Source organism: Bacteroides faecalis (assembly GCF_003865075.1).
Lineage (GTDB): Bacteria > Bacteroidota > Bacteroidia > Bacteroidales > Bacteroidaceae > Bacteroides > Bacteroides faecalis.
Map to the genome: position 1 here is coordinate 257948 of NZ_BHWB01000002.1, position 20781 is coordinate 278728.

General features: G+C 38.8%; 19 protein-coding genes and 3 pseudogenes. 17 read left to right on the forward strand and 5 right to left on the reverse strand.

Features of this window, described 5'->3' with window-relative positions:
• The first annotated feature begins 479 nt into the window (after positions 1–479).
• The 13 genes and pseudogenes from trpB to EJF25_RS03870 all read left to right on the forward strand — a co-directional run bounded on the left by trpB (position 480) and on the right by EJF25_RS03870 (position 14204).
• Positions 480–1661, forward strand: coding sequence for a tryptophan synthase subunit beta (gene trpB, locus EJF25_RS03810; protein WP_125040120.1), 1182 nt, complete (start codon positions 480–482; stop codon positions 1659–1661).
• Positions 1662–1694: 33 nt separating this feature from the next.
• Positions 1695–3101 (forward strand): anthranilate synthase component I family protein, encoded by a 1407-nt coding sequence (locus EJF25_RS03815; protein ID WP_125040121.1) that lies wholly within the window; start codon positions 1695–1697, stop codon positions 3099–3101.
• A gap of 60 nt (positions 3102–3161) precedes the next feature.
• The gene (locus EJF25_RS03820; protein ID WP_125040122.1) at positions 3162–3728 is read left to right on the forward strand and encodes an anthranilate synthase component II; all 567 of its coding nucleotides are present in this window, start codon (positions 3162–3164) and stop codon (positions 3726–3728) included.
• Between the two features lie 4 nt (positions 3729–3732).
• A complete protein-coding gene (gene trpD, locus EJF25_RS03825) occupies positions 3733–4728 on the forward strand; it encodes an anthranilate phosphoribosyltransferase (RefSeq protein WP_125040123.1) in 996 nt (331 codons plus the stop codon).
• Positions 4729–4735: 7 nt separating this feature from the next.
• A complete protein-coding gene (trpC, locus tag EJF25_RS03830) occupies positions 4736–5518 on the forward strand; it encodes an indole-3-glycerol phosphate synthase TrpC (RefSeq protein WP_125040124.1) in 783 nt (260 codons plus the stop codon).
• Between the two features lie 27 nt (positions 5519–5545).
• Positions 5546–6172 carry a phosphoribosylanthranilate isomerase gene (locus tag EJF25_RS03835; RefSeq protein ID WP_125040125.1) on the forward strand — a complete coding sequence of 209 codons (627 nt, stop codon included), beginning with the start codon at positions 5546–5548 and terminating at the stop codon, positions 6170–6172.
• Between the two features lie 22 nt (positions 6173–6194).
• Positions 6195–6965 (forward strand): tryptophan synthase subunit alpha, encoded by a 771-nt coding sequence (trpA, locus tag EJF25_RS03840; RefSeq protein ID WP_125040126.1) that lies wholly within the window; start codon positions 6195–6197, stop codon positions 6963–6965.
• A gap of 192 nt (positions 6966–7157) precedes the next feature.
• On the forward strand, positions 7158–8198 hold the full coding sequence (locus EJF25_RS03845; RefSeq protein ID WP_125040127.1) for an asparaginase: 1041 nt from the start codon (positions 7158–7160) through the stop codon (positions 8196–8198).
• 222 nt (positions 8199–8420) lie between these two features.
• Complete coding sequence (locus EJF25_RS03850) at positions 8421–10880, forward strand: LruC domain-containing protein (protein ID WP_125040128.1); 2460 nt, start codon at positions 8421–8423, stop codon at positions 10878–10880.
• Positions 10881–11129: 249 nt separating this feature from the next.
• Complete coding sequence (locus EJF25_RS03855; RefSeq protein WP_125040129.1) at positions 11130–11495, forward strand: response regulator; 366 nt, start codon at positions 11130–11132, stop codon at positions 11493–11495.
• A gap of 14 nt (positions 11496–11509) precedes the next feature.
• Positions 11510–12672 (forward strand): annotated as a pseudogene (locus EJF25_RS03860) (sugar transferase).
• Positions 12673–12702: 30 nt separating this feature from the next.
• Positions 12703–13596 (forward strand): glycosyltransferase family 2 protein, encoded by an 894-nt coding sequence (locus EJF25_RS03865; protein WP_370685692.1) that lies wholly within the window; start codon positions 12703–12705, stop codon positions 13594–13596.
• Positions 13584–14204: an acyltransferase gene (locus EJF25_RS03870; RefSeq protein WP_125040131.1), complete on the forward strand. Its 621-nt coding sequence runs from the start codon at positions 13584–13586 to the stop codon at positions 14202–14204. The genes EJF25_RS03865 and EJF25_RS03870 overlap by 13 nt, the downstream gene beginning before the upstream one ends.
• Before the next feature lie 1091 nt (positions 14205–15295).
• On the opposite strand, the pseudogene EJF25_RS26810 reads toward EJF25_RS03870, so the two are convergent.
• The 3 genes and pseudogenes from EJF25_RS26810 to EJF25_RS03885 all read right to left on the reverse strand — a co-directional run.
• Positions 15296–15748: pseudogene (locus EJF25_RS26810) on the reverse strand (cupin domain-containing protein); the annotation flags it as partial.
• Between the two features lie 17 nt (positions 15749–15765).
• Positions 15766–16218, reverse strand: a complete 453-nt coding sequence (locus EJF25_RS03880; RefSeq protein ID WP_125040132.1) for a nuclear transport factor 2 family protein — start codon at positions 16216–16218, stop codon at positions 15766–15768.
• 124 nt (positions 16219–16342) lie between these two features.
• Positions 16343–17152, reverse strand: a complete 810-nt coding sequence (locus EJF25_RS03885) for a helix-turn-helix domain-containing protein (RefSeq protein ID WP_235016702.1) — start codon at positions 17150–17152, stop codon at positions 16343–16345.
• Positions 17153–17442: 290 nt separating this feature from the next.
• Here EJF25_RS03885 and EJF25_RS25410 point away from each other — a divergent pair, with 290 nt between their 5' ends.
• From EJF25_RS25410 to istB, 4 genes and pseudogenes are all read left to right on the forward strand, one after another.
• Positions 17443–17544: a LuxR C-terminal-related transcriptional regulator gene (locus tag EJF25_RS25410; RefSeq protein ID WP_235016703.1), complete on the forward strand. Its 102-nt coding sequence runs from the start codon at positions 17443–17445 to the stop codon at positions 17542–17544.
• Between the two features lie 30 nt (positions 17545–17574).
• A complete protein-coding gene (locus tag EJF25_RS25415) occupies positions 17575–18552 on the forward strand; it encodes a Mu transposase domain-containing protein (protein ID WP_235016704.1) in 978 nt (325 codons plus the stop codon).
• Positions 18553–18649: 97 nt separating this feature from the next.
• Entirely contained in the window at positions 18650–18850 is a 201-nt protein-coding gene (locus EJF25_RS25420) for a hypothetical protein (RefSeq protein ID WP_235016705.1), read from the forward strand.
• A 140-nt stretch (positions 18851–18990) separates the two neighbouring features.
• Positions 18991–19755, forward strand: a pseudogene (gene istB / locus EJF25_RS25425) (IS21-like element helper ATPase IstB).
• On the opposite strand, the gene EJF25_RS03900 reads toward istB, so the two are convergent.
• A complete protein-coding gene (locus EJF25_RS03900; RefSeq protein WP_125040133.1) occupies positions 19756–20067 on the reverse strand; it encodes a hypothetical protein in 312 nt (103 codons plus the stop codon).
• The gene (locus tag EJF25_RS03905; protein WP_125040134.1) at positions 20064–20780 is read right to left on the reverse strand and encodes a dihydrofolate reductase family protein; all 717 of its coding nucleotides are present in this window, start codon (positions 20778–20780) and stop codon (positions 20064–20066) included. Before EJF25_RS03905 ends, EJF25_RS03900 begins: the two co-directional genes overlap by 4 nt.
• Between the last annotated feature and the right edge of the window lies 1 nt (position 20781).

Sequence of the window (20781 nt, forward strand, 5' to 3'; positions counted from 1 at the left end):
GTCAAAGAACCATAGCTGATAACCATGCATTCATATCCTCTGCAACAAGCAACCAATAAAGTAAAAGTATAATAAAAATAGCTACGGCAATGCCTACTAAAATCTTTCTCTGTTTCATAATTTGTTTCTGTTTTAATATTCAATATTTATTAGAACAGATTAAGAAAGGGAATTGTTCTATTTTAGAAAAAATCAAAAACAGGAAGAAAAAAAGTCATCAAAAGTTTGTTGTTTAAAACAAAGTGTCTATATTTGCTGCGAATTAAAGAAAAAAGATATGAGAACAATGTTAGTAAATACATATTGGTGGTGGCGCCCGTTACAACTCCGACAGTCGTAAGGGAGCAGTGCTCGTATGTATATACTTCATTAAAGTTATAAGATATTTGAAAGAGCCCTGTCGCAACTTGCGACAGGGCTCTTTTCATATACTCAAATTTCAAATCTAGTTAGAGTTTTAACAAATAAAAATAAGAATCATGAAAAGTTTTTTAGTTGATCAGGATGGTTATTACGGAGAGTTCGGTGGTGCTTATGTACCGGAAATACTCCACAAATGTGTAGAGGAATTGAAGAATACGTATCTTGAAGTACTCGAAAGTGAAGAATTTAAAAAAGAGTTCGACCAATTATTACGTGACTACGTAGGACGTCCTTCACCTCTCTATCCGGCACGACGACTTTCCGAAAAGTATGGTTGTAAACTATATCTCAAACGAGAAGATTTAAATCATACGGGCGCCCATAAGATCAATAATACTATTGGACAAATCCTATTGGCACGTCGCATGGGTAAAAAAAGGATTATTGCTGAAACGGGTGCCGGACAACATGGAGTGGCAACAGCTACCGTATGTGCATTGATGAATATGGAATGCATTGTATATATGGGCAAAACAGATGTTGAACGCCAACACATTAATGTAGAAAAAATGAAAATGTTAGGAGCAACAGTAATCCCTGTCACTTCAGGTAACATGACCTTGAAGGACGCAACAAATGAAGCAATCCGCGACTGGTGCTGCCATCCTTCGGATACTTATTATATTATCGGTTCTACCGTAGGACCTCACCCCTACCCCGACATGGTAGCACGTTTGCAATCTGTTATTAGCAAAGAGATCAAAAAACAACTTTTGGAGAAAGAGGGACGTGACCATCCTGATTATCTGATCGCCTGCGTAGGAGGAGGAAGTAATGCTGCCGGAACTATTTATCATTTTATCAATGACGAACGAATCAATATCGTTCTTGCAGAAGCTGGCGGGAAAGGAATAGAAACAGGAATGACTGCCGCAACCATTCAGTTAGGTAAAATGGGAATCATCCATGGAGCACGAACTTACGTTATCCAAGACGAAGACGGACAAATTGAAGAACCTTATTCTATCTCTGCCGGGCTTGATTATCCCGGTATCGGACCTATCCACGCCAATCTTGCAGCACAAAAGCGTGCTACCGTATTGGCTGTAAATGATGATGAAGCGATAGAAGCAGCCTATGAACTAACCAAACTTGAAGGTATTATTCCTGCATTAGAATCGGCACATGCTCTTGGTGCTTTGAAAAAGATGAAGTTCAAAGCTGATGATATAGTCGTACTTACTGTATCAGGACGTGGAGATAAAGATGTTGAAACATATTTAGCATTTAACGATTAACAAAAAATGATCGACCATTCAAAATTAACAAAGATGAAAACATTTAATTACACCACTCATAGTAAACAGGTACTTGGAGATATGCATACTCCTGTCAGTATCTATCTGAAAGTACGTGATATGTATCCGCAATCTGCATTAATGGAAAGTTCCGACTATCATGCCGGAGAAAATTCGTTGTCATTCATCGCACTTTGTCCATTGGCAACTATCGGAATAAATAGTGGCGTCGTAACTACTACTTATCCGGATCACTCCCAGAGCCAAGAACCATTAAGTAAGACTTTCACTGTAGAAAAAGCCATGAATCGTTTTATTAATCAGTTTCATGTCAGCGGAGAAAACAAAAATGTATGTGGACTCTATGGATACACCACTTTTAATGCGGTAAAGTACTTCGAACAGATTCCTGTAAAAGAAAGCCATGATGAACAAAATGACGCACCGGATTTACTATACATATTATATAAATATGTAATTGTCTTCAATCATTTCAAAAATGAATTGACATTAGTAGAAATGCTTTCCGAAGGCGAAGAAAGCGGCTTGGCAGAACTAGAGGCAGCGATTGAAAACCGTAATTATGCTTCTTACAATTTTGCAGTCACAGGCCCTGTTACCAGTTCCATTACCGACGAACAACACAAAGCCAATGTGCGTAAAGGAATTGCTCACTGTATGCGTGGTGATGTATTCCAAATCGTCCTTTCCCGTAGATTTATACAGCCATACGCGGGAGATGATTTCAAAGTTTATCGTGCCTTACGTAGTATAAATCCTTCTCCCTATCTTTTCTACTTTGATTTCGGAGGATATCGCATATTTGGTTCTTCACCCGAAACACATTGTAAAATAGAAAATGGGCACGCCTATATTGATCCGATTGCTGGAACAACACGCCGTACAGGAGATACAGTCAAAGACCGTGAATTAACAGAAGCATTATTAGCCGATCCCAAGGAAAATGCAGAACATGTCATGTTGGTAGATCTGGCAAGAAATGATCTTTCACGAAATTGTCATGATGTACGAGTGCTATTCTATAAAGAACCCCAATATTACAGTCATGTCATCCATTTGGTTAGTCGTGTTTCCGGAGTATTAAACGAAGGAGCGGATAAAATAAAGACTTTTATCGACACTTTCCCGGCAGGGACTTTAAGCGGTGCTCCCAAAGTCCGTGCTATGCAACTGATCAGCGAAATAGAACCGCACAATCGTGGTGCTTACGGAGGCTGTATCGGATTCATCGGATTGAACGGAGAATTAAATCAGGCTATCACTATACGTACCTTTGTTAGTCGTAACAATGAATTGTGGTTTCAAGCCGGAGGGGGTATAGTAGCACGTAGCCAGGAAGAATATGAGCTACAAGAGGTGAACAATAAACTAGGAGCTTTGAAAAAAGCGATTGATTTAGCTGTTACATTAAAGAATTGATCTTATAACTCTACTTAAAACTTCATTTTAAGATATCAACTTTAGAAATAAAATATAAAAATGAAAATATTACTTTTAGATAACTATGATTCTTTCACCTACAATCTTTTACACGTTGTAAAAGAGCTTGGTGCTCTAGATGTAGAAGTATTCCGTAATGACCAGATATCTCTTGACAAAGTTGAACAATTCGATAAAATTATCCTTTCTCCCGGACCAGGAATACCAGAAGAAGCCGGATTGTTACTACCTATTATCAAAAGATATGCACCAACTAAAAGCATTTTGGGAGTTTGCTTAGGACATCAAGCCATTGGAGAATCTTTCGGTGCCCGTTTGGAAAACCTAAAAGAAGTGTATCATGGAGTACAAACTCCAGTATCCATCCTTCATGAAGATATTCTTTTTCAAGGCTTAGGGAAAGAAATTTCTGTAGGACGCTACCACTCGTGGGTAGTCAGTCGTGATAATTTCCCCGACTGTCTAGAAATCACGGCAGAAAGTAAAGAAGGACAGATCATGGCACTACGCCATAAAACTTATGATGTACACGGAATTCAATTTCATCCGGAATCCGTACTTACTCCACAAGGTAAAGAAATTATCAAGAACTTTTTAAATAGCTAAACTTATGAAACAGATTCTATATAAACTTTTTGAACATCAATATCTGGGACGCGACGAAGCTCGCACTATTTTACAAAACATTTCACAAGGAAAGTATAATGATGTACAAGTCGCTTCACTGATTACTGTCTTTTTGATGCGTAATATTTCCGTAGAAGAATTATGCGGATTCCGCGATGCTCTGTTAGAAATGCGGGTCCCTGTCGATTTAAGTGAGTTTTCACCAATAGACATTGTGGGTACAGGAGGTGATGGTAAGAACACTTTCAACATTTCTACAGCGGCTTCTTTTACTGTAGCCGGAGCAGGTTTTCCGGTTGTAAAACATGGTAATTATGGGGCAACTTCTGTCAGTGGAGCTAGTAATGTAATGGAGCAACATGGAGTTAAATTTACTAGCAATGTAGATCAATTACGGAGAAGCATTGAACAGTGTAACATCGCGTATCTACATGCACCGTTATTTAATCCGGCTCTGAAAGCTGTTGCACCTGTACGTAAAGGACTAGCCGTACGTACCTTCTTCAATATGCTCGGTCCATTAGTAAATCCTGTACTTCCTGCTTATCAATTATTGGGTGTCTATAATCTCCCTCTGTTACGTCTTTACACTTACACTTATCAGGAAAGTAAAACAAAGTTCGCAGTAGTTCATAGTCTGGATGGATACGATGAAATCTCTCTGACTAACGAATTTAAAGTTGCCACCTGTGATCACGAGAAAATTTATACTCCGGAAAAACTTGGTTTTTCCCGATGCACCGAAGCAGAACTGGATGGTGGGCAAACTCCTGAAGATGCTGCAAAGATTTTTGACTGTGTAATGAATAATACAGCTACAAATGCACAAAAAAATGTAGTAATGATCAATGCAGCTTTTGCTATTCATGTGATTCGCCCTGAAAAAACAATTGAAGAATGCATCGCTCTCGCTAAAGAATCATTGGAAAGTGGCCGAGCTCTGGCAACCCTCAAAAAATTTATCGAACTGAATAAATAAAACTCGTATGAAAGATATATTATCCGAAATCATAGCTAACAAACGATTCGAAGTTGATCTGCAAAAACAAACAATATCACTCGAACAATTGCAAGAAGGCATCGGGGATATTCCGATGGCACGTTCCATGAAGCAGGCTTTATCATCTTCCAGTTCAGGCATTATTGCCGAATTCAAACGCCGTTCACCTTCAAAAGGATGGATCAAGCAGGATGCATGTCCAGAAAAGATTATTCCTTCTTATGTTGCAGCAGGTGCTTCTGCATTATCGATACTTACCGATGAAAAGTTTTTTGGTGGTTCTTTGAAAGACATTCGTACAGTACGTCCTTTAGTTGATATACCAATCCTCAGAAAAGATTTTATCATTGATGAATACCAATTGTATCAGGCAAAGATTGTTGGCGCAGATGCAGTACTTCTCATTGCTGCCGCACTGGAAAAAGACAAATGTCAGCAATTGACAGAACAAGCGCATATATTGGGATTGGAAGTTTTGTTAGAAATTCATAGTACCGAAGAATTATCTTATATAAATAAGGACGTTGATATGGTAGGCATCAATAACCGTAATTTGGGAACATTTATTACTGACATAGAGAACTCCTTCCGTCTGGCCGGACAACTTCCTCAAGATACAGTGTTGGTTTCGGAAAGTGGCATCTCTAATCCTGAAGTAGTAAAACAACTTCAAGCAAACGGATTTCGTGGCTTCTTGATCGGAGAAACATTTATGAGAACTCCACAACCAGGAGAAACTCTACAAAGTTTTATACAATCAATTCAATAATCCCAAATCTTCAAAACGAATAGTATCATGGTAAATGGAAAAATAATCAAAGTATGCGGTATGCGAGAAGCTGAGAATATACAAAGCTTGGAAGCACTTGGATGTATAGACATGATAGGTTTCATCTTCTATCCTCAATCTCCCCGATTTGTATATGAGTTACCCTCCTATTTGCCAGCTCATTCTCAACGTGTCGGAGTATTTGTTAACGAAGACAAACAAGTTATCACGACTTATGCTGATCGCTTTGGACTGAACTATGTACAACTCCATAGCAACGAATCACCCGAATATTGCCATTCCCTATCTACTCACGGAATAAAAATTATCAAAGCTTTCTCTATATCCAATATCCAAGATTTGGAAAATGTATGCAATTACGAAGAAGTCTGTGATTATTTCTTATTCGACACTAAATGTAAACAACACGGTGGTTCTGGTTCACAATTCGATTGGAATATTCTCCATACCTACAATGGGAAGACTTCATTTCTTCTAAGTGGAGGTATCGATATAAATAGTATTCAGCAATTGAAAAGATTCAAGCATCCACGTTTAGCAGGATACGATATCAACAGCCGTTTTGAGCTGGAACCGGGAAAGAAAGATACGAAGTGCATTCAGGAATTTCTCCATAAATTAGAAATTATATAATCAATCAAAAATAATCAAAATCATGAATAGAATAAACCAACTTTTCAGCAGCAACAAGAAAAATTTGCTTTCCATTTATTTTTGTGCCGGTACCCCAACCCTAGATGGTACTGCCAATGTAATCCGTACCCTTGAGAAACAAGGTGTCAATATGATTGAAATCGGGATTCCATTCAGTGATCCCATGGCTGACGGGATTGTTATTCAGAATGCTGCCACTCAAGCCTTACGTAACGGTATGTCTCTGAAACTTCTTTTTGAACAGTTACGTGATATTCGTCAAGATGTAAAGATACCACTCATATTAATGGGATATTTAAATCCAATCATGCAATTTGGATTTGAGAACTTCTGCCAGAAGTGTGTGGAATGTGGCATCGACGGTGTTATTATTCCAGACCTACCTTTCAGAGACTATCAGGAACAGTATCGTATCATAGCTGAACGTTACAACATCAAAGTTATCATGCTTATCACTCCTGAAACAAGTGAAGAACGAGTAAAGGAAATTGATGCACATACAGACGGATTCATCTATATGGTATCATCGGCAGCTACTACTGGTGCCCAACAAGACTTCGATGGACAAAAAAAGGCCTATTTTAAAAAGATAGAGGACATGCATCTGAGTAATCCTTTGATGGTAGGATTCGGAATTTCTAATAAAGCAACTTTCGAAGCAGCTTGTGAACATGCTTCCGGAGCTATTATCGGTAGTCGTTTCGTAGCTTTACTTGAAGAAGAAAAGAATCCTGAGAAAGCGATCATTCGCTTAAAAGAAGCACTCAAATAAAGATATCCCCCCAATGACAAATAGTGAATGATTTATTTCAGTTGTTTTTTCTTTTAATTCGCAGTATATATACGAATAAATATTCATTTTTATAACATTATAATATAAACTACCAACAAATACATCATTCACTATTTATTATTCATGATAAATCTATATCTTTGTTAGCAATTTAACAAAGATCCGTCAATTATGAGAGTAGATGCCCCATCCGTTTTGTTAATTTACACAGGTGGTACTATCGGAATGATAGAAAATCCCGAAACAGGTGCTTTGGAAAACTTTAATTTCGACCACTTGCTCAAGCATGTTCCCGAATTAAAAAGATTCAATTACCGTATTTCTTCTTATCAATTCAATCCTCCTCTTGATTCTTCGGATATGGAGCCTGTCTACTGGGCCAAGTTAGTTAAAATTATCAATTACAATTATGATGATTTTGATGGTTTTGTCATCCTTCATGGGACAGATACAATGGCTTACACTGCTTCTGCACTAAGTTTTATGCTCGAAAATCTGAGTAAACCGGTGATTTTAACAGGCTCTCAGCTGCCTATTGGAACATTGCGTACAGATGGAAAAGAAAACCTGATCACAGCTATTGAGATAGCAGCTGCGAAACATCCTGACGGGACAGCTATAGTCCCTGAAGTCTGTATTTTCTTTGAAAATCACTTAATGCGTGGTAACCGTACAACCAAAATAAACGCTGAAAATTTCAATGCTTTTCGTTCTTTTAATTATCCCCCACTGGCACGAGTAGGCATCCATATTAAATATGAACCTAACCTTATTCGCAAACCAGATCCAAACAAGCCACTCAAACCGCACTATTTATTTGATACGAACGTTGTCATATTAACTCTTTTCCCTGGTATTCAAGAAGAGATAGTCACTTCTCTACTCCATGTTCCCGGTTTGAAAGCTGTTGTTCTGAAAACATTCGGTTCAGGGAATGCACCACAAAAAGAGTGGTTTATCAGACAACTAAAAGAGGCAACAGAAAGAGGAATTATCATAGTAAATATTACACAATGTTCCTCGGGAGCCGTAGAAATGGAACGTTATGAAACCGGAATGCATTTATTAGAAGCAGGAGTTATCAGTGGTTATGATAGCACTCCGGAATGTGCAATTACTAAATTGATGTTTTTATTGGGACATGAATTACCCAACAAGGAAATTCGTAATAAAATGAATTCATGCCTGATTGGAGAAATTACTAAGTCATAAAAGCATACATCATACATGTAATTATCTCTTTGATTTTTTCTTTTCATAGAGCATAAAATTGAAAAAATCAAAGGTCTTTCACTTTGTAAAGCAAAAATTGAAACTAAAAAAGAAATATGTTGTTCTAATCAATAAAAAAATCAATAAAAAAATCTTTATTTCAAAATATACAAGTATCTTTGTACTAAACTAATTAACAAACAATCAAACATTTACAGTAGTATGAGAAGAATTAACCTATATGCATCAATTATTGCGATAGCAATAGTAAGCACTTTATTTAGTTGCGTTGATTCCGATAAAAATTTCTATGATTCATCTTATCGAATGCCTAATCCAATGGGAGACGATTTTGTTGCTCCTGATGGTTTTAATTGGTCAATGACTGCAAGCACTACTGTCAATGTGGAAGCTGACAATGAAGATGCCCAATATTATTCTTTGGTCGAAGTATTAGATGCCAATCCATTTTCGACTTCTGACTACAATGTATTAGCTAAAGGAACTGCTAAACCTGGACAGGCTTTTTCACAAGAAGTTATTTATCCACAAAGTATTACTTATCTATATATCCGTAAAACAGATCCTAGAGGTAGAGTATCCGTTAACGCTCTGGCTGTCGGAGATAAACAAGAAGACTTGTCCGTAAGAACCGCAAAAGCTTTAAAAGCGGGTACTCGTAGTAATGAGATCCCTGAAAAATATCCAGAAGAAACTTATGACACAACAGGAGCTATTGAACTGGTTGGTGGTGCGGACTGGAATCAAAGTAGCCAACATCTAGAATCAGGTAAGAAATATATCATAAAAGATAAATTTAGCGGAGCAATCAATAATACTGGAGCATATTTAAATAATGGAAATTGTACTATATTTATAGAAGGCGAATGGACTCCTTCTCAAGATCGTATGCACAATGCCAATATTGTAGTTTTAAAGAATGGTAAAATTAACATATTGAAATCTCTTCTAATTGCGGATAATTCTACATTGACTATCCAATCCGGAGGAAGTTTAGTTGGAGATAATTTAAACCTAACGACAAAGATATTGATGAAAAACTTCGGGACAATCATTGTTAATAGCATGACACAGTTAAATACAGGTTCTATTTTATATAACGCACCAAAAGCGACTATTACGGTTGCAGGTAAATCTGTAAATTCGTGGGAACAAGCAGTATACACCATGGGTGCTATATACAATTTCGGAGAAATAACTGTTCAAGAAGGAGTTCTTAAAATTAATTCTCAAGACACCACCTGTTTTTTCTATAATGGAGATGGAGCTGTAATCAATACGCCAACTTTCATTATGGGTGGAATCGGAACTAATGATGGAACAATTAATACCCTTAAAATAACGAATAATGGCGGTGGTAATCCTACCTTCACAAACAATTGTAGTTTATATGCTAAAGAATCTTTTGATTTTAAAGGTACTAGTGGAAAAATTATAATGAATAAAGGGATTCTTGCAGGAGGTATAGAAGGTGATAATTTTATAGCTATTCCTTCCTTTGTATGTGGAAACAGCGGTAGTACTTTCGAACTAAATGACGGTTCCATGATTAAGGCTAAAATTATTAGCATTCCAGGAACTACTATCAAAGCAGGAACAGAAGGAACTCGTTCATTATTAAAAGCAACCGAAAGTATATCTACCGGTTCGGAAGCATATTTTGGGGGTAACTTAGATATTGAATGCCCAGAAGGAAAATTTATAGGAGCATCACAAAATTACCTTGGTTACACAATGGAAAAATCTGTTGCACAATATTCTCCAAATGGTTCTAAAACAATCATCACTTCATGCAGTGAAACAACAGAAGTACCAGACCCAGGAACAGACCCCAAAGATCCACAATTCCCAATCGAACTAGAGGACAATCATGAATATAGTTACCTTTTTGAGCATCAATGGCCTTTATATGGAGACTACGACATGAATGATATTGTTATGACTATCAAAAAAAGAAAAATAAGCACCATTAAAAATAAAGTTAAGGAATTCCAAATGGATATTGAATTAAGTGCTGTTGGAGCTACAAAAAAAATTGGTGCAGCTATTATGTTTGACGAAGTTCTCGCAAATGATATTACGAAAGCAGTAGAAATTAATGATACTCAAGCACAGAGTTTTAATTTAAATGATAAGAATATTGAAAGTGGGCAGAAATATGTAGTAATACCATTATTTGATGATGCACATAAGGCATTAGGTAGAGATCAATATATACAAATAAACACTATTTCCGATCATTCAAGTAATGTCAAAGAAGTAAAAACTATAAGTTTTACTATAAGTTTTAATGAACCGACTGTATCTGCAGATGCTTTTAATATCAATAAATTAAATATATTTATCATTACTGGAGGTAATGGGACAAACCGTAGAGAAATCCATGTAGCCGGTTATCAACCTACTCAGTTAGCGGATATGAGTTCATTTGGAGGAAATGATGATGATAGCTCTATCTCTGCTAAAAAATACTATTTGAGTAAAGAAAATCTTGCTTGGGGAATCATTGTTCCCACTAATTTTAAATGGCCGTTGGAGTACGTCAATATTAAAACAGCTTATAACCAATTTAATAATTGGGTAACTAGTGGTGGCACAGGAAATAAAAATTGGTGGAATGACTGGGACGAAACAAAAGTTTTTCAAACAAATAAAAACTAACTTTAGTTTTTAATATAAAGGCACAAACCCCATTAAACACAAGGGATTCGTGCCTTTATTATGTATAAAACAATATATAAATAGCGTTAATGATGCTGTCTTCAGAATTTTATCTGCACAGATTGAAAGAATATTCAAAATAATAGCTATATTTGCATAGAGTCATAGAAATATGACAAAAGAACTTAATGTATCCATTTAAAACCGATTGACAAAACAAACATTAAAAACGGTCTTAATTGTATTTATATGAAAAAGAAAATATTATTGGTTGATGATAAAGAAACCATCGGAAAAGTAGCTGGTATATATTTAGGTAAAGATTATGATTTTACCTATATAGAGAATCCTTTAAAGGCAATACAATGGCTTAATGAAGGAAATATGCCGGATCTAATTATTTCAGATATTCGTATGCCTCTTATGATGGGAGATGAATTTTTACACTACATGAAAACTAACGAACTATTCAAATCAATCCCTATCATCATGTTATCCAGTGAAGAAAGTACTACAGAAAGAATCAGACTTCTGGAAGAAGGAGCTGAAGACTATATATTGAAGCCTTTTAATCCGCTGGAACTTAAAATCCGTATCAAAAAAATTATAGATTAATCCACGGTAATATCATGCAATATTTCGTCTACATAGGCAAAAACAATAAAACGATAAAACTGTTCTCAAAGCTGAGTATAGGAGTATTTTGTGCAGTTCCTACCTGCCAAAAGGCATTTCGTATATTAGACAATATTCATGAGAAATATGATGCCGTATTATTCGTTGAGCAGTCCACCATTTTCGAAGACATTAAGAATATTTCTTTTATACGTAAGAAATATCCGGGGCTTTATATGGTACTAGTAACTGACTCCATCACTCAGGAAGAAGGAGTAAAATATTTAAAAGCCGGCGCTAATAATACTATCAAACACGAAACGACTCGTGATACATTTGTTAGTCTATCTACTTTTCTTAATTGCAGAAAAGAACAAAAAATAGAGGATCTACAACTTAAAACTCAAAATCAATACAGCTTCCATTTACCTTTATGGAAAAGAGTTTTTGATATTATTTTCTCCAGTATGGCTTTACTATTTCTCTCTCCACTTCTAATTGCGACAGCATTAGCTATTCGGTTGGAAAGTAAAGGGCAAATTATCTATAAATCCAAACGTGTTGGAAGCAATTATCAAATATTCGATTTTCTAAAATTCCGTTCAATGTATACGGACGCAGATAAACACTTGAAGGATTTTAATGCTCTAAATCAATATCAACAAGAAGAGGACATATTAATAAAAGAAAATGAGGAAAAAGAAACGTCGGATATAAATGAAGAAGACCTTGAAGAAATTCTTTTAGTGTCTGACGACTTTGTTATTTCCGAAGAAGATTATATTCACCAAAAATCCCAAGAAAAAGTAACGTTTTCGTAAAACTGGAAAATGACCCTAGAATAACCAAAGTAGGACGTTTTATTCGCAAATATAGCATTGACGAATTGCCACAACTCATTAACATCTTGAAAGGTGATATGTCTATTGTTGGTAATCGTCCTCTCCCACTTTACGAAGCAGAGCTACTGACCAGTGACGAACATATCGATCGTTTTATGGGACCAGCAGGACTTACCGGACTATGGCAAGTAGAAAAAAGAGGTGAAGCTGGAAAACTATCTGCAGAAGAACGTAAGCAGTTGGATATCCAATACGCAAAAAGCTTTTCATTCGGGTTGGATATGAAAATAATCCTGAAAACAGTCACTGCCTTTGTACAAAAAGAGAATGTATAATTCCCTCTACTTATGAATACCTTCATTTATATGATAGACGACTTACTACTGCTTTGCACAGGAGTTATATTGTTATATTGGTTTATTCTTGCTGTTGCTTCACATTGCAAACACATGCAGTATTCTAAAACTAAATGCAAATACCGTTGCGTCGTTCTCATCCCTGAAGAAAATCAATTCTCTAATGATACTGACGAGAAAGCGTCATACGAATTAATCACATATAAAAATCTACAGGAAACTGTTTATTCTTTGGACAGAGAGCAGTATGATATAGTAATCCTTCTCTCCAATGTTACCGGCAGTCTCTCTTCTTGCCTTATAGAAAAAGTCTGTAATGTATATGATGCCGGAATAAAAGTTATTCAATTACATACCGTGATAAAAAAGCGTAAAGGAATTCAAAAATATATACAATCCTTATGCGAAGAAATAAATAATAGTTTATTTAGAGCCGGAAATACCCAACTTGGTTTTTCATCTAATTTATATGGAACGAATATGGCTATTGATCTGACTTGGCTACAAAACAACTTAAAAACTTCCAAAACGAATCTAGAGCGAAAATTATTCAGACAGAATATATATATTGAATATTTACCCGATGCAATAGTATATTGCAATTCAATTCCTGCTCATCTCTATCGCAAAAGGACCAGAAAATTCCTTTCTTATTTTTTCTCTTCTCTTTTTGAAGGAAACTGGAATTTCTGTAACCGAATAATCCAACAATTACTTCCATCTCCAACTAAATTATATATCTGTGCCAGTATTTGGACTTTATTGATGACAGTCTATGATTTTGGGGAATCATTCAAATGGTGGATAATATTATTCGGACTTGCAATTACATGCAGTCTGGCAATACCAGATTATCTAGTTAAAGAGAAAAAAAGAAAAAAACTTTTAATATGGAAACGATGACTTTAAAACAACGAATCAAGCAACATCCTGCTCTAAAACAGATAATCCATTGCTTTATTATGCACCCAGTCAAGACACGTCCTAATTGGTGGATACGATTATTCTATTTCACCTATTTGAAATGTGGAAAAGGTTCAATCATATATCGTAGTGTCCGTAAAGATCTTCCTCCTTTCAATCGTTTTTCTTTAGGACGTTATTCCGTAATAGAAGATTTCTGCTGTTTGAATAATGCAGTTGGCGATATTATTATTGGAGATTACTCTCGTATCGGATTAGGAAACACAATTATTGGACCGATCAGTATCGGAAATCATGTAAATCTGGCTCAGAATATAACAGTCACTGGTCTTAATCATAATTACCAGAATGTAGAAAAATTAATTGATGAACAAGGAGTCAGTACTCAGCCCATCATTATTGAAGATGATGTATGGATAGGAGCCAATTCAGTTATATTGCCTGGAGTAACTTTAGGAAGACATTGTATAGTAGCAGCCGGAAGTGTTGTTACCCGTTCCATTCCCCCTTATTCTGTCTGTGCCGGAAGTCCGGCTAAAGTGATTAAGTCCTACGATTTTGAAACAAAAGAATGGGAAAAAAGGTAATAATCAACCTTTAGTAACTATAAATGATGAGAATTAGTTTACAATATACCTTTTAAAGGGGATTGTGGCACTAATTAAAACAATCTATCTTTGCAGTATCAGAATTGAATTAATTAGTCATAATTTTATTACGTAGCCACATTTAAGTAAAAATGAAATAGAGTCCCGTCGAAGTGATTTCGCCGGGATTTTGTTTTTATTCTAAAATCATAATCTGCTTCAACAAATATTCATCTGCCAGATCTCAAAATACCAGTAAAACCATATGTTTTTATAAAGAGCAAATTGTCTCCAGGAGATAATCCTTCACCCCCAAAAGTAAAAGAAACAATAAAGATGAAAACAGTTTTCTAAAATAACCAGAGCTCGATATACTGAAACTCACTCACATACGGATGGATTTCGCAGGAATAATATAAACCGTTGGAATTAAAGGGAGATATGTAGGTTTCATCTATGTTCATCCATTATAGGTTTTTGACCCGTTTTGGAGGAGTTAGGAAAATAAATTGCTACTTATCCGTTGCCGATTCAAGGTTGAAAACAGTATGGAGAAAAGGTCTTTGTACTACCCCTGAAATCACCGTAAAGAACGCTGTTTCACTTATGTTTTGCGCTTACAAAGTTAATACTTTTTTCGCGAAAGGGAGAAAATACAGGTTCTGAATGTTACGTGTGGTTGGGGCGAGGAGGGCATAACCTGCTTGGGGAGCATCGGCTGGTACGCTTGATATTTCGGCAAGCACATCACGTCCACGCTCGTATCGACTTCGGCTGTCCGCAAGGGCAGAGGCTTCACGACCTACGGTGTCGTTGATGACTTTGGCTTTCCGCTCGTCCACCACCTACATGAAGGTCTGAATGGCACGCAAGCTGCGAGGGAATCCGCAATAGGCGTAGACGTAAATCAAGACTTCGTTTACCTCGTTGATGTTCATACCGACCTCCAACGCTTGGACAAAGGCGGGCTTCAAATGTTTCAAATCGCCTTTGCCAGTATAGGATGCTACGGTGACGATGGCTTGTTCGCGGACGGTCAGTGCCTTGTTCACTTCAGCATAACGGTTAGTGGCTTCTGTGATGGCTACGCGATATTGCTCGTCGCTTACCGGAGAGAGCCACACGACGGCATTGTTTGTGGGTTGGTGGTGATGGCTATGTGGGCAAACCAACTGTCCGGTACGGCTCCGTGCCAATGCTCCACATCGGGAACTATCTCCACGATGTCACCCGGGAAGAGGAGGCGGGCGGGTTGTCCTTTCTCTTGATAGTAGCCGATGACTGCGTAGCTATTAGAAGTTGCCCAGCCTTGTGCGAGTACCAACTGTTACGGCAACCCAGCTCGAAGGTGACGTTTGCCATCAGGACATTCAACTCTTTCTTCTCCGTCAGAGGAGCAAGCCACACTTCGCCCGTGAAATTCGGATTGGGGATAGTTTGTCGCCCAGCGGATAGGGTTGACAGAAAGTTTCTACGATCTGTGCGTATGTTGTAACGGATAGTGTTGCCATCATCGTTGTAATGAATAAAGTCTTTATTTTCATATCTGTGTCTTATAGGATTATTCTCCCAATGTTTTTGTAAAGGTAAGCGTGGAGAGCTGCCACCGACCACTTTCCATCACATATACTTCTGTCACGATAAAGGGGAAGCGCACGGAGTTGCCGCCGACCACCGAGTTCAGATGGATGCGGCTGTAAACCGTTGCCGTTCCTGCGGCGAACTTCACCTGTACATCGTGTATCTCGGCTTTCTTGTACCAAATGCCACCCGTGCGGATAGTTTCCAATTCCTGTTGTTTGCCCCAATAGCCGCCCATGTGGACAAACTGCGAGTTCTCGTGAAAGAGTTCTGCCAGCCGCTCCACGTTCTTCTCCGACATCCAATCCCATTTGTTGTTGGACAAATCCACGATTGCCTGTTCCTCGACTGTGAATACTTTCTGATTCTCTTGTGCGTTTGCTCCGACGGCAAGCGTAAGGAACAACATCGCTGTAATGATTAATGATTTCATACCATTCTGATTGTTATTGCGTTATTACTATTGCAAAGGTAGCGGTGTTGCTGGGAAGTGACGATACAAAAAAATCGGAAAATATTGCTATTTTTACCGATTTTGCAATTATCCAATAATAAGATTATTCCCTATAATCCGACGGTTTCACCCCTAAGTACTGCTGCACATAGCGACTGAAATAGGCAGGTGACGAGAAGCCGAACATATCCGAAATCTGCACGAAGGTCAGCGACTTGTCACGCAATTGCCGGGAAATGTCAAGTATCGTATAGCGGTTTATCCAATAGTTGGCGGCATATCCGCTGATTTTCTTCGACACTTCGGAGAGGTATTTGGAGGTGACGCAGAGACGGTCGGCATAGTAGCTCACCTCCCGATGTTCACGATAGACACCCTCTTCGAGCATGGAGAGGAAGCGGTTCATAATAGAGGCGTTCTGCGTGGAAATGTCGCTCTCACCGTAAAAGCGGGCGTGGAAATCGAAGAAGTCGAGGATTGCCGTCTGCATAGCGTTGATAAGCGTTTCGCGGTAGAAACGATGCTCGGTATCATGGATGCGTTGCTCCAGAATGTCAAAATCCCGCTTACAGATAATCTGCTGTTCAGGGGAAAGATGTACGAGGGGATTGTTAAAGAGCGATAACTGCCCTTTCGTAGCATAGTTACTCTGTGGCGTGCTCAATTCGATAAAGCAAGGTCGGGCATAGATGATTTTGCAACGGAAATCATCGGACGGACGTATCTTCTCTATCAAAGAGCGGCGGCGGACGATGGAGAGGTCGCCCGGTTGCAACTCAAATTCTTTGCCGTTGAAGGTGAAACGGCAATTACCGCCGAGGCAGAGCAGATGCGCCAGATATTCCACTTCAATATCTGTCCTTATCAAACCAAGCGTATCTGTAACGATTATATCTTTCTGCTCTACTATCATGCGTACTTTAATATTTAGCAAAAGTACAAATAAATATTGAATGCCTATCGGTTTCTAACTTCTTTTTGATTTATTCACATGAGAACTAATTACTTGCTTGTTATATTTGGAAAATCCAGTCCCGTTTCCCCCTCTCGTCCAATTGAAATTGATCCCCTGAATCCATTCTAAACAGCTCCCTCTTTTACAATTGAAATTGACCCCTTCAAATCTTGCTTTCTTGTCCTCTAATCGCTATTTTGTCTGTTAAATAAATCAAAAACAGATAGATGCCCAACAAAGCGATTAGTATGAATAAAATTCGGCAAGTGTTACGATGCTACGCATCTGGTTCCGGAACCAAAAGCATTAGCAATATGCTGAATGTCTCTCGGAACACCGTCAAAAAGTAGTTACACATTTACCGAAAGAGCGGTCTTTGTTTGGAGGAAATTCTTTCCTTTGACGATTCTTCCCTGTGTTCCCTTTTTCAGGAACGTGAGAAGCAACCTGAAGAGATGTCCTCTCGTTACAAAGTACTCCATGCCCTTTTTCCCGATTACTCCAAACGTCTGAAGAAAAAAGGTGTGATCCGCAGCCAGTTATTCAAGGAGTACCAGGACACGCATCCCAAGGGGTATGCCCGTAGCCATTTTTACACCTATTACCAGGCTTATCTTGCCTTGTCCTGTCCCATAGCCCATCTGGAACACAAGGACGGAGACAAGCTTTACATCGACTATGTCGGTGACAAATTATCCCTGATTGACCGTGAAACGGGTGGAATCATCCCCGTGGAGGTTTTTGTAGCCATTCTCCCCTGTAGCCAGCTGACTTATGTTGAAGCAGTCATGAGCCAACACAAGGAGGACCTGATCCATGCCTGTGAAGTCTCTCTCCTTTTGTATGGCAGTACTCCCGCCACTATCGTCCCCGACAACCTGAAATCTGCCGTCACCAAGCCCAGCCGCTATGAGGCCGAACTGAACGAGGACTTCTCTTCTTTTGCCGAACATTACGGATGCGTGGTCATGCTTGCCAGGGTCCGCAAGACCGGGGATAAGGCCTTGGTTGAAGGGGCCGTCAAGCTGATCTACCGGAGTATTTACACCAAGCTGGAAGGCCGCGAGTTCTATGATCCGGAATCCTTTAACGCGGCCATACGCGTGGCTCTGGAATTACATAACAACGCCCTGCTGACAGGAAGGAACTACAACCGCCGCGAACAATACGAGGAGATCGAGCGTGACTGCATGGGGTCACTGAACCCCGTCCGTTTTGAACTCAAACAGCGACATACCGCCACTGTCCAGAAGAATGGATACATACGCCTGGAAAGGCATTATTACAGTATACCCTACGCTCATATTGGCAAGAAAGTAAACGTGTTGTATAACAGCACAGTGGTGGAAATCTATTAAAATACGAAAAAGTAGCCGCCCATAAAAGGAACTGCAAGCCTTACGGATATACTTATGAACCCGAGCATCAGGTTTCCAGCCAGCGTGTCATTACGAAATGGAATCCCGAAAAGTTCCTAACGGAAGCGGCTTCGAGACACAAGGATGTAAAAAACTACATCCGTCAGGTTATCGAGGCAAAGCCTTACCCAGAACAAACTTACAAGTCATGCAGGGGAATACTTTCCTTCGCTTCAAGGGTAGGTTGGAAAAGGTGAGTAAACGCCTGCAGATGGGCTTCCTCTTATGGGCTATATAATTATCCGGCCATAGAAGAGATACTCAGGAACAGGCAGGATGAATTGCCTTTGGAGGAGCATACGCCGGACAAAGCGGCGGATATGCCCGCACATGAAAATATACGTGGAAAAGAATATTACAAGTAAATACTTTAGAATGATGGAAATGAATCAAGAGACCTTGGAGAAGATGCGTCAAATGCGTCTTTCCAGAATGTACTACGCGTTTAAAACAAGCATGGACAGCTTTAAAGCAGAGTACATGACAACCGACCAGTTCGTATCGTGCCTTGTCGCCAATGAATGGGATGACTGGTGTAGCTAGATGATAGAAAGGCTGATCAGGTAAGCAGCCTTCCGCTATAAGGCTTATATGGAAGAGATGGACTACGGCATCGAAAGAGGGTTGGACCGCAACCTGCTGGAAAGGCTTGCCGAACTCACTTTTGTGAAGGAGGGTAAAGAACTATTTATAACGGGGAGTTCCGGAACGGACAAAAGTTACATAGCTACAGCATTAGGATACAGGGCCTGCCAGAAAGGAATGAAAGTCCTGTATGCGAATACTGCCAAATTAATGGGACAACTCAAGGTTGCCAAGGCAAAAGGAAGTATATTGCGGGAACTGAAGAAAATCGAGCGGACGGACATGCTCATTTTGGATGACTTTGGAATACACCCCTTTGATGCCGGAGGGAGAATGAACCTGATGGATATCATAGAAGATAGACATGGTTAGAAATCCACACTAATTACATCGTAGGTACCAGTGAAAGACTGGTATGATATCATAGGGGAGAAAAAGATAGCGGATGCCGTACTTGATAGAATTGTTCATCAGACTGTCAGGATCGAACTGCATGGTGACTCGATCAGAAAGTTACAATATAAAAATAAAATTACTATATTTACAAGGATACATTAATTATAATCCTGGCATACTGATAGAGATCAGAGTGATTTTGAAAGTGAGAACCAGAGTGGTTTGAAGAGAAAGAAACAGGGGGGGGAATTTAAAGTGGACACAGGGGGCACGTACGTTGGATTTTCCACCATAATTGGCAGAAACAGAATAGGTTTTGTTTATCAGCCCCTCATAATCCTGTGGACGGTTGGAAGTTACGGGTTCTTCCTGCTCTTGATCCGGCGATAAAATCGGTTTATTATCTTCGATGTCCAAGCAAGAAGCCATGCACATACAAATAAGCAGCATAGTCTGTAACATTATCTTTTTCATTTGTGTGTATTCTTATGAAATTTATATCGCATCCACATTACTCCGTGTTCCCGTTCAGACACAGAGATTAGTTGCAAGCATAGTCCTTGTGCCGGATGTTCTGTTGTACCTCCTACATACTCGAAAACAGAAGGCACGCCCGAAAGTCCGTCGATACCGGGATAGATGACAAGACTCAATTCGTCAATCAATTTATCGGCAAGTAACGCTCCGTTCAAGATCCCGCCTCCTTGTACCGATATGGAACGGATTCCGAACTCACGCCCGACCGCTTCAAGTCCTTCTCGAAGATTAGCGGCATCACTAATGATGACATACGAAATCTGCTTCTCCCGTAAATGGGCAAGATATTCCTCTGTTGCATTCTGTCCTGCAATGACAAGTATATTGTCTCCTCGCACAGTAGCGGAAGTGAAGTATATATCACTTTCTCGGTCTGCAATAATAAACATACGTTTAGAACGACGTTCACCAATAAATAGAGTCGGTGTATCAGGCTTTATGACGTGCCCCGTAACACTGAACTTATAAGGGAATATACCTCGGACGGTATTTTTTCCAAACATCCATGCATCTGTATTTAGCTCACAACCAATGGCTGAATATACTTGTAACAGTTCTCCGTGTTCCGCTTTATAGGGAGCAGTCCAACGGCTATCTATCAGTCGTCCATCAACGGAACTCATGATATGACATATTATTTTCGGTTTCATA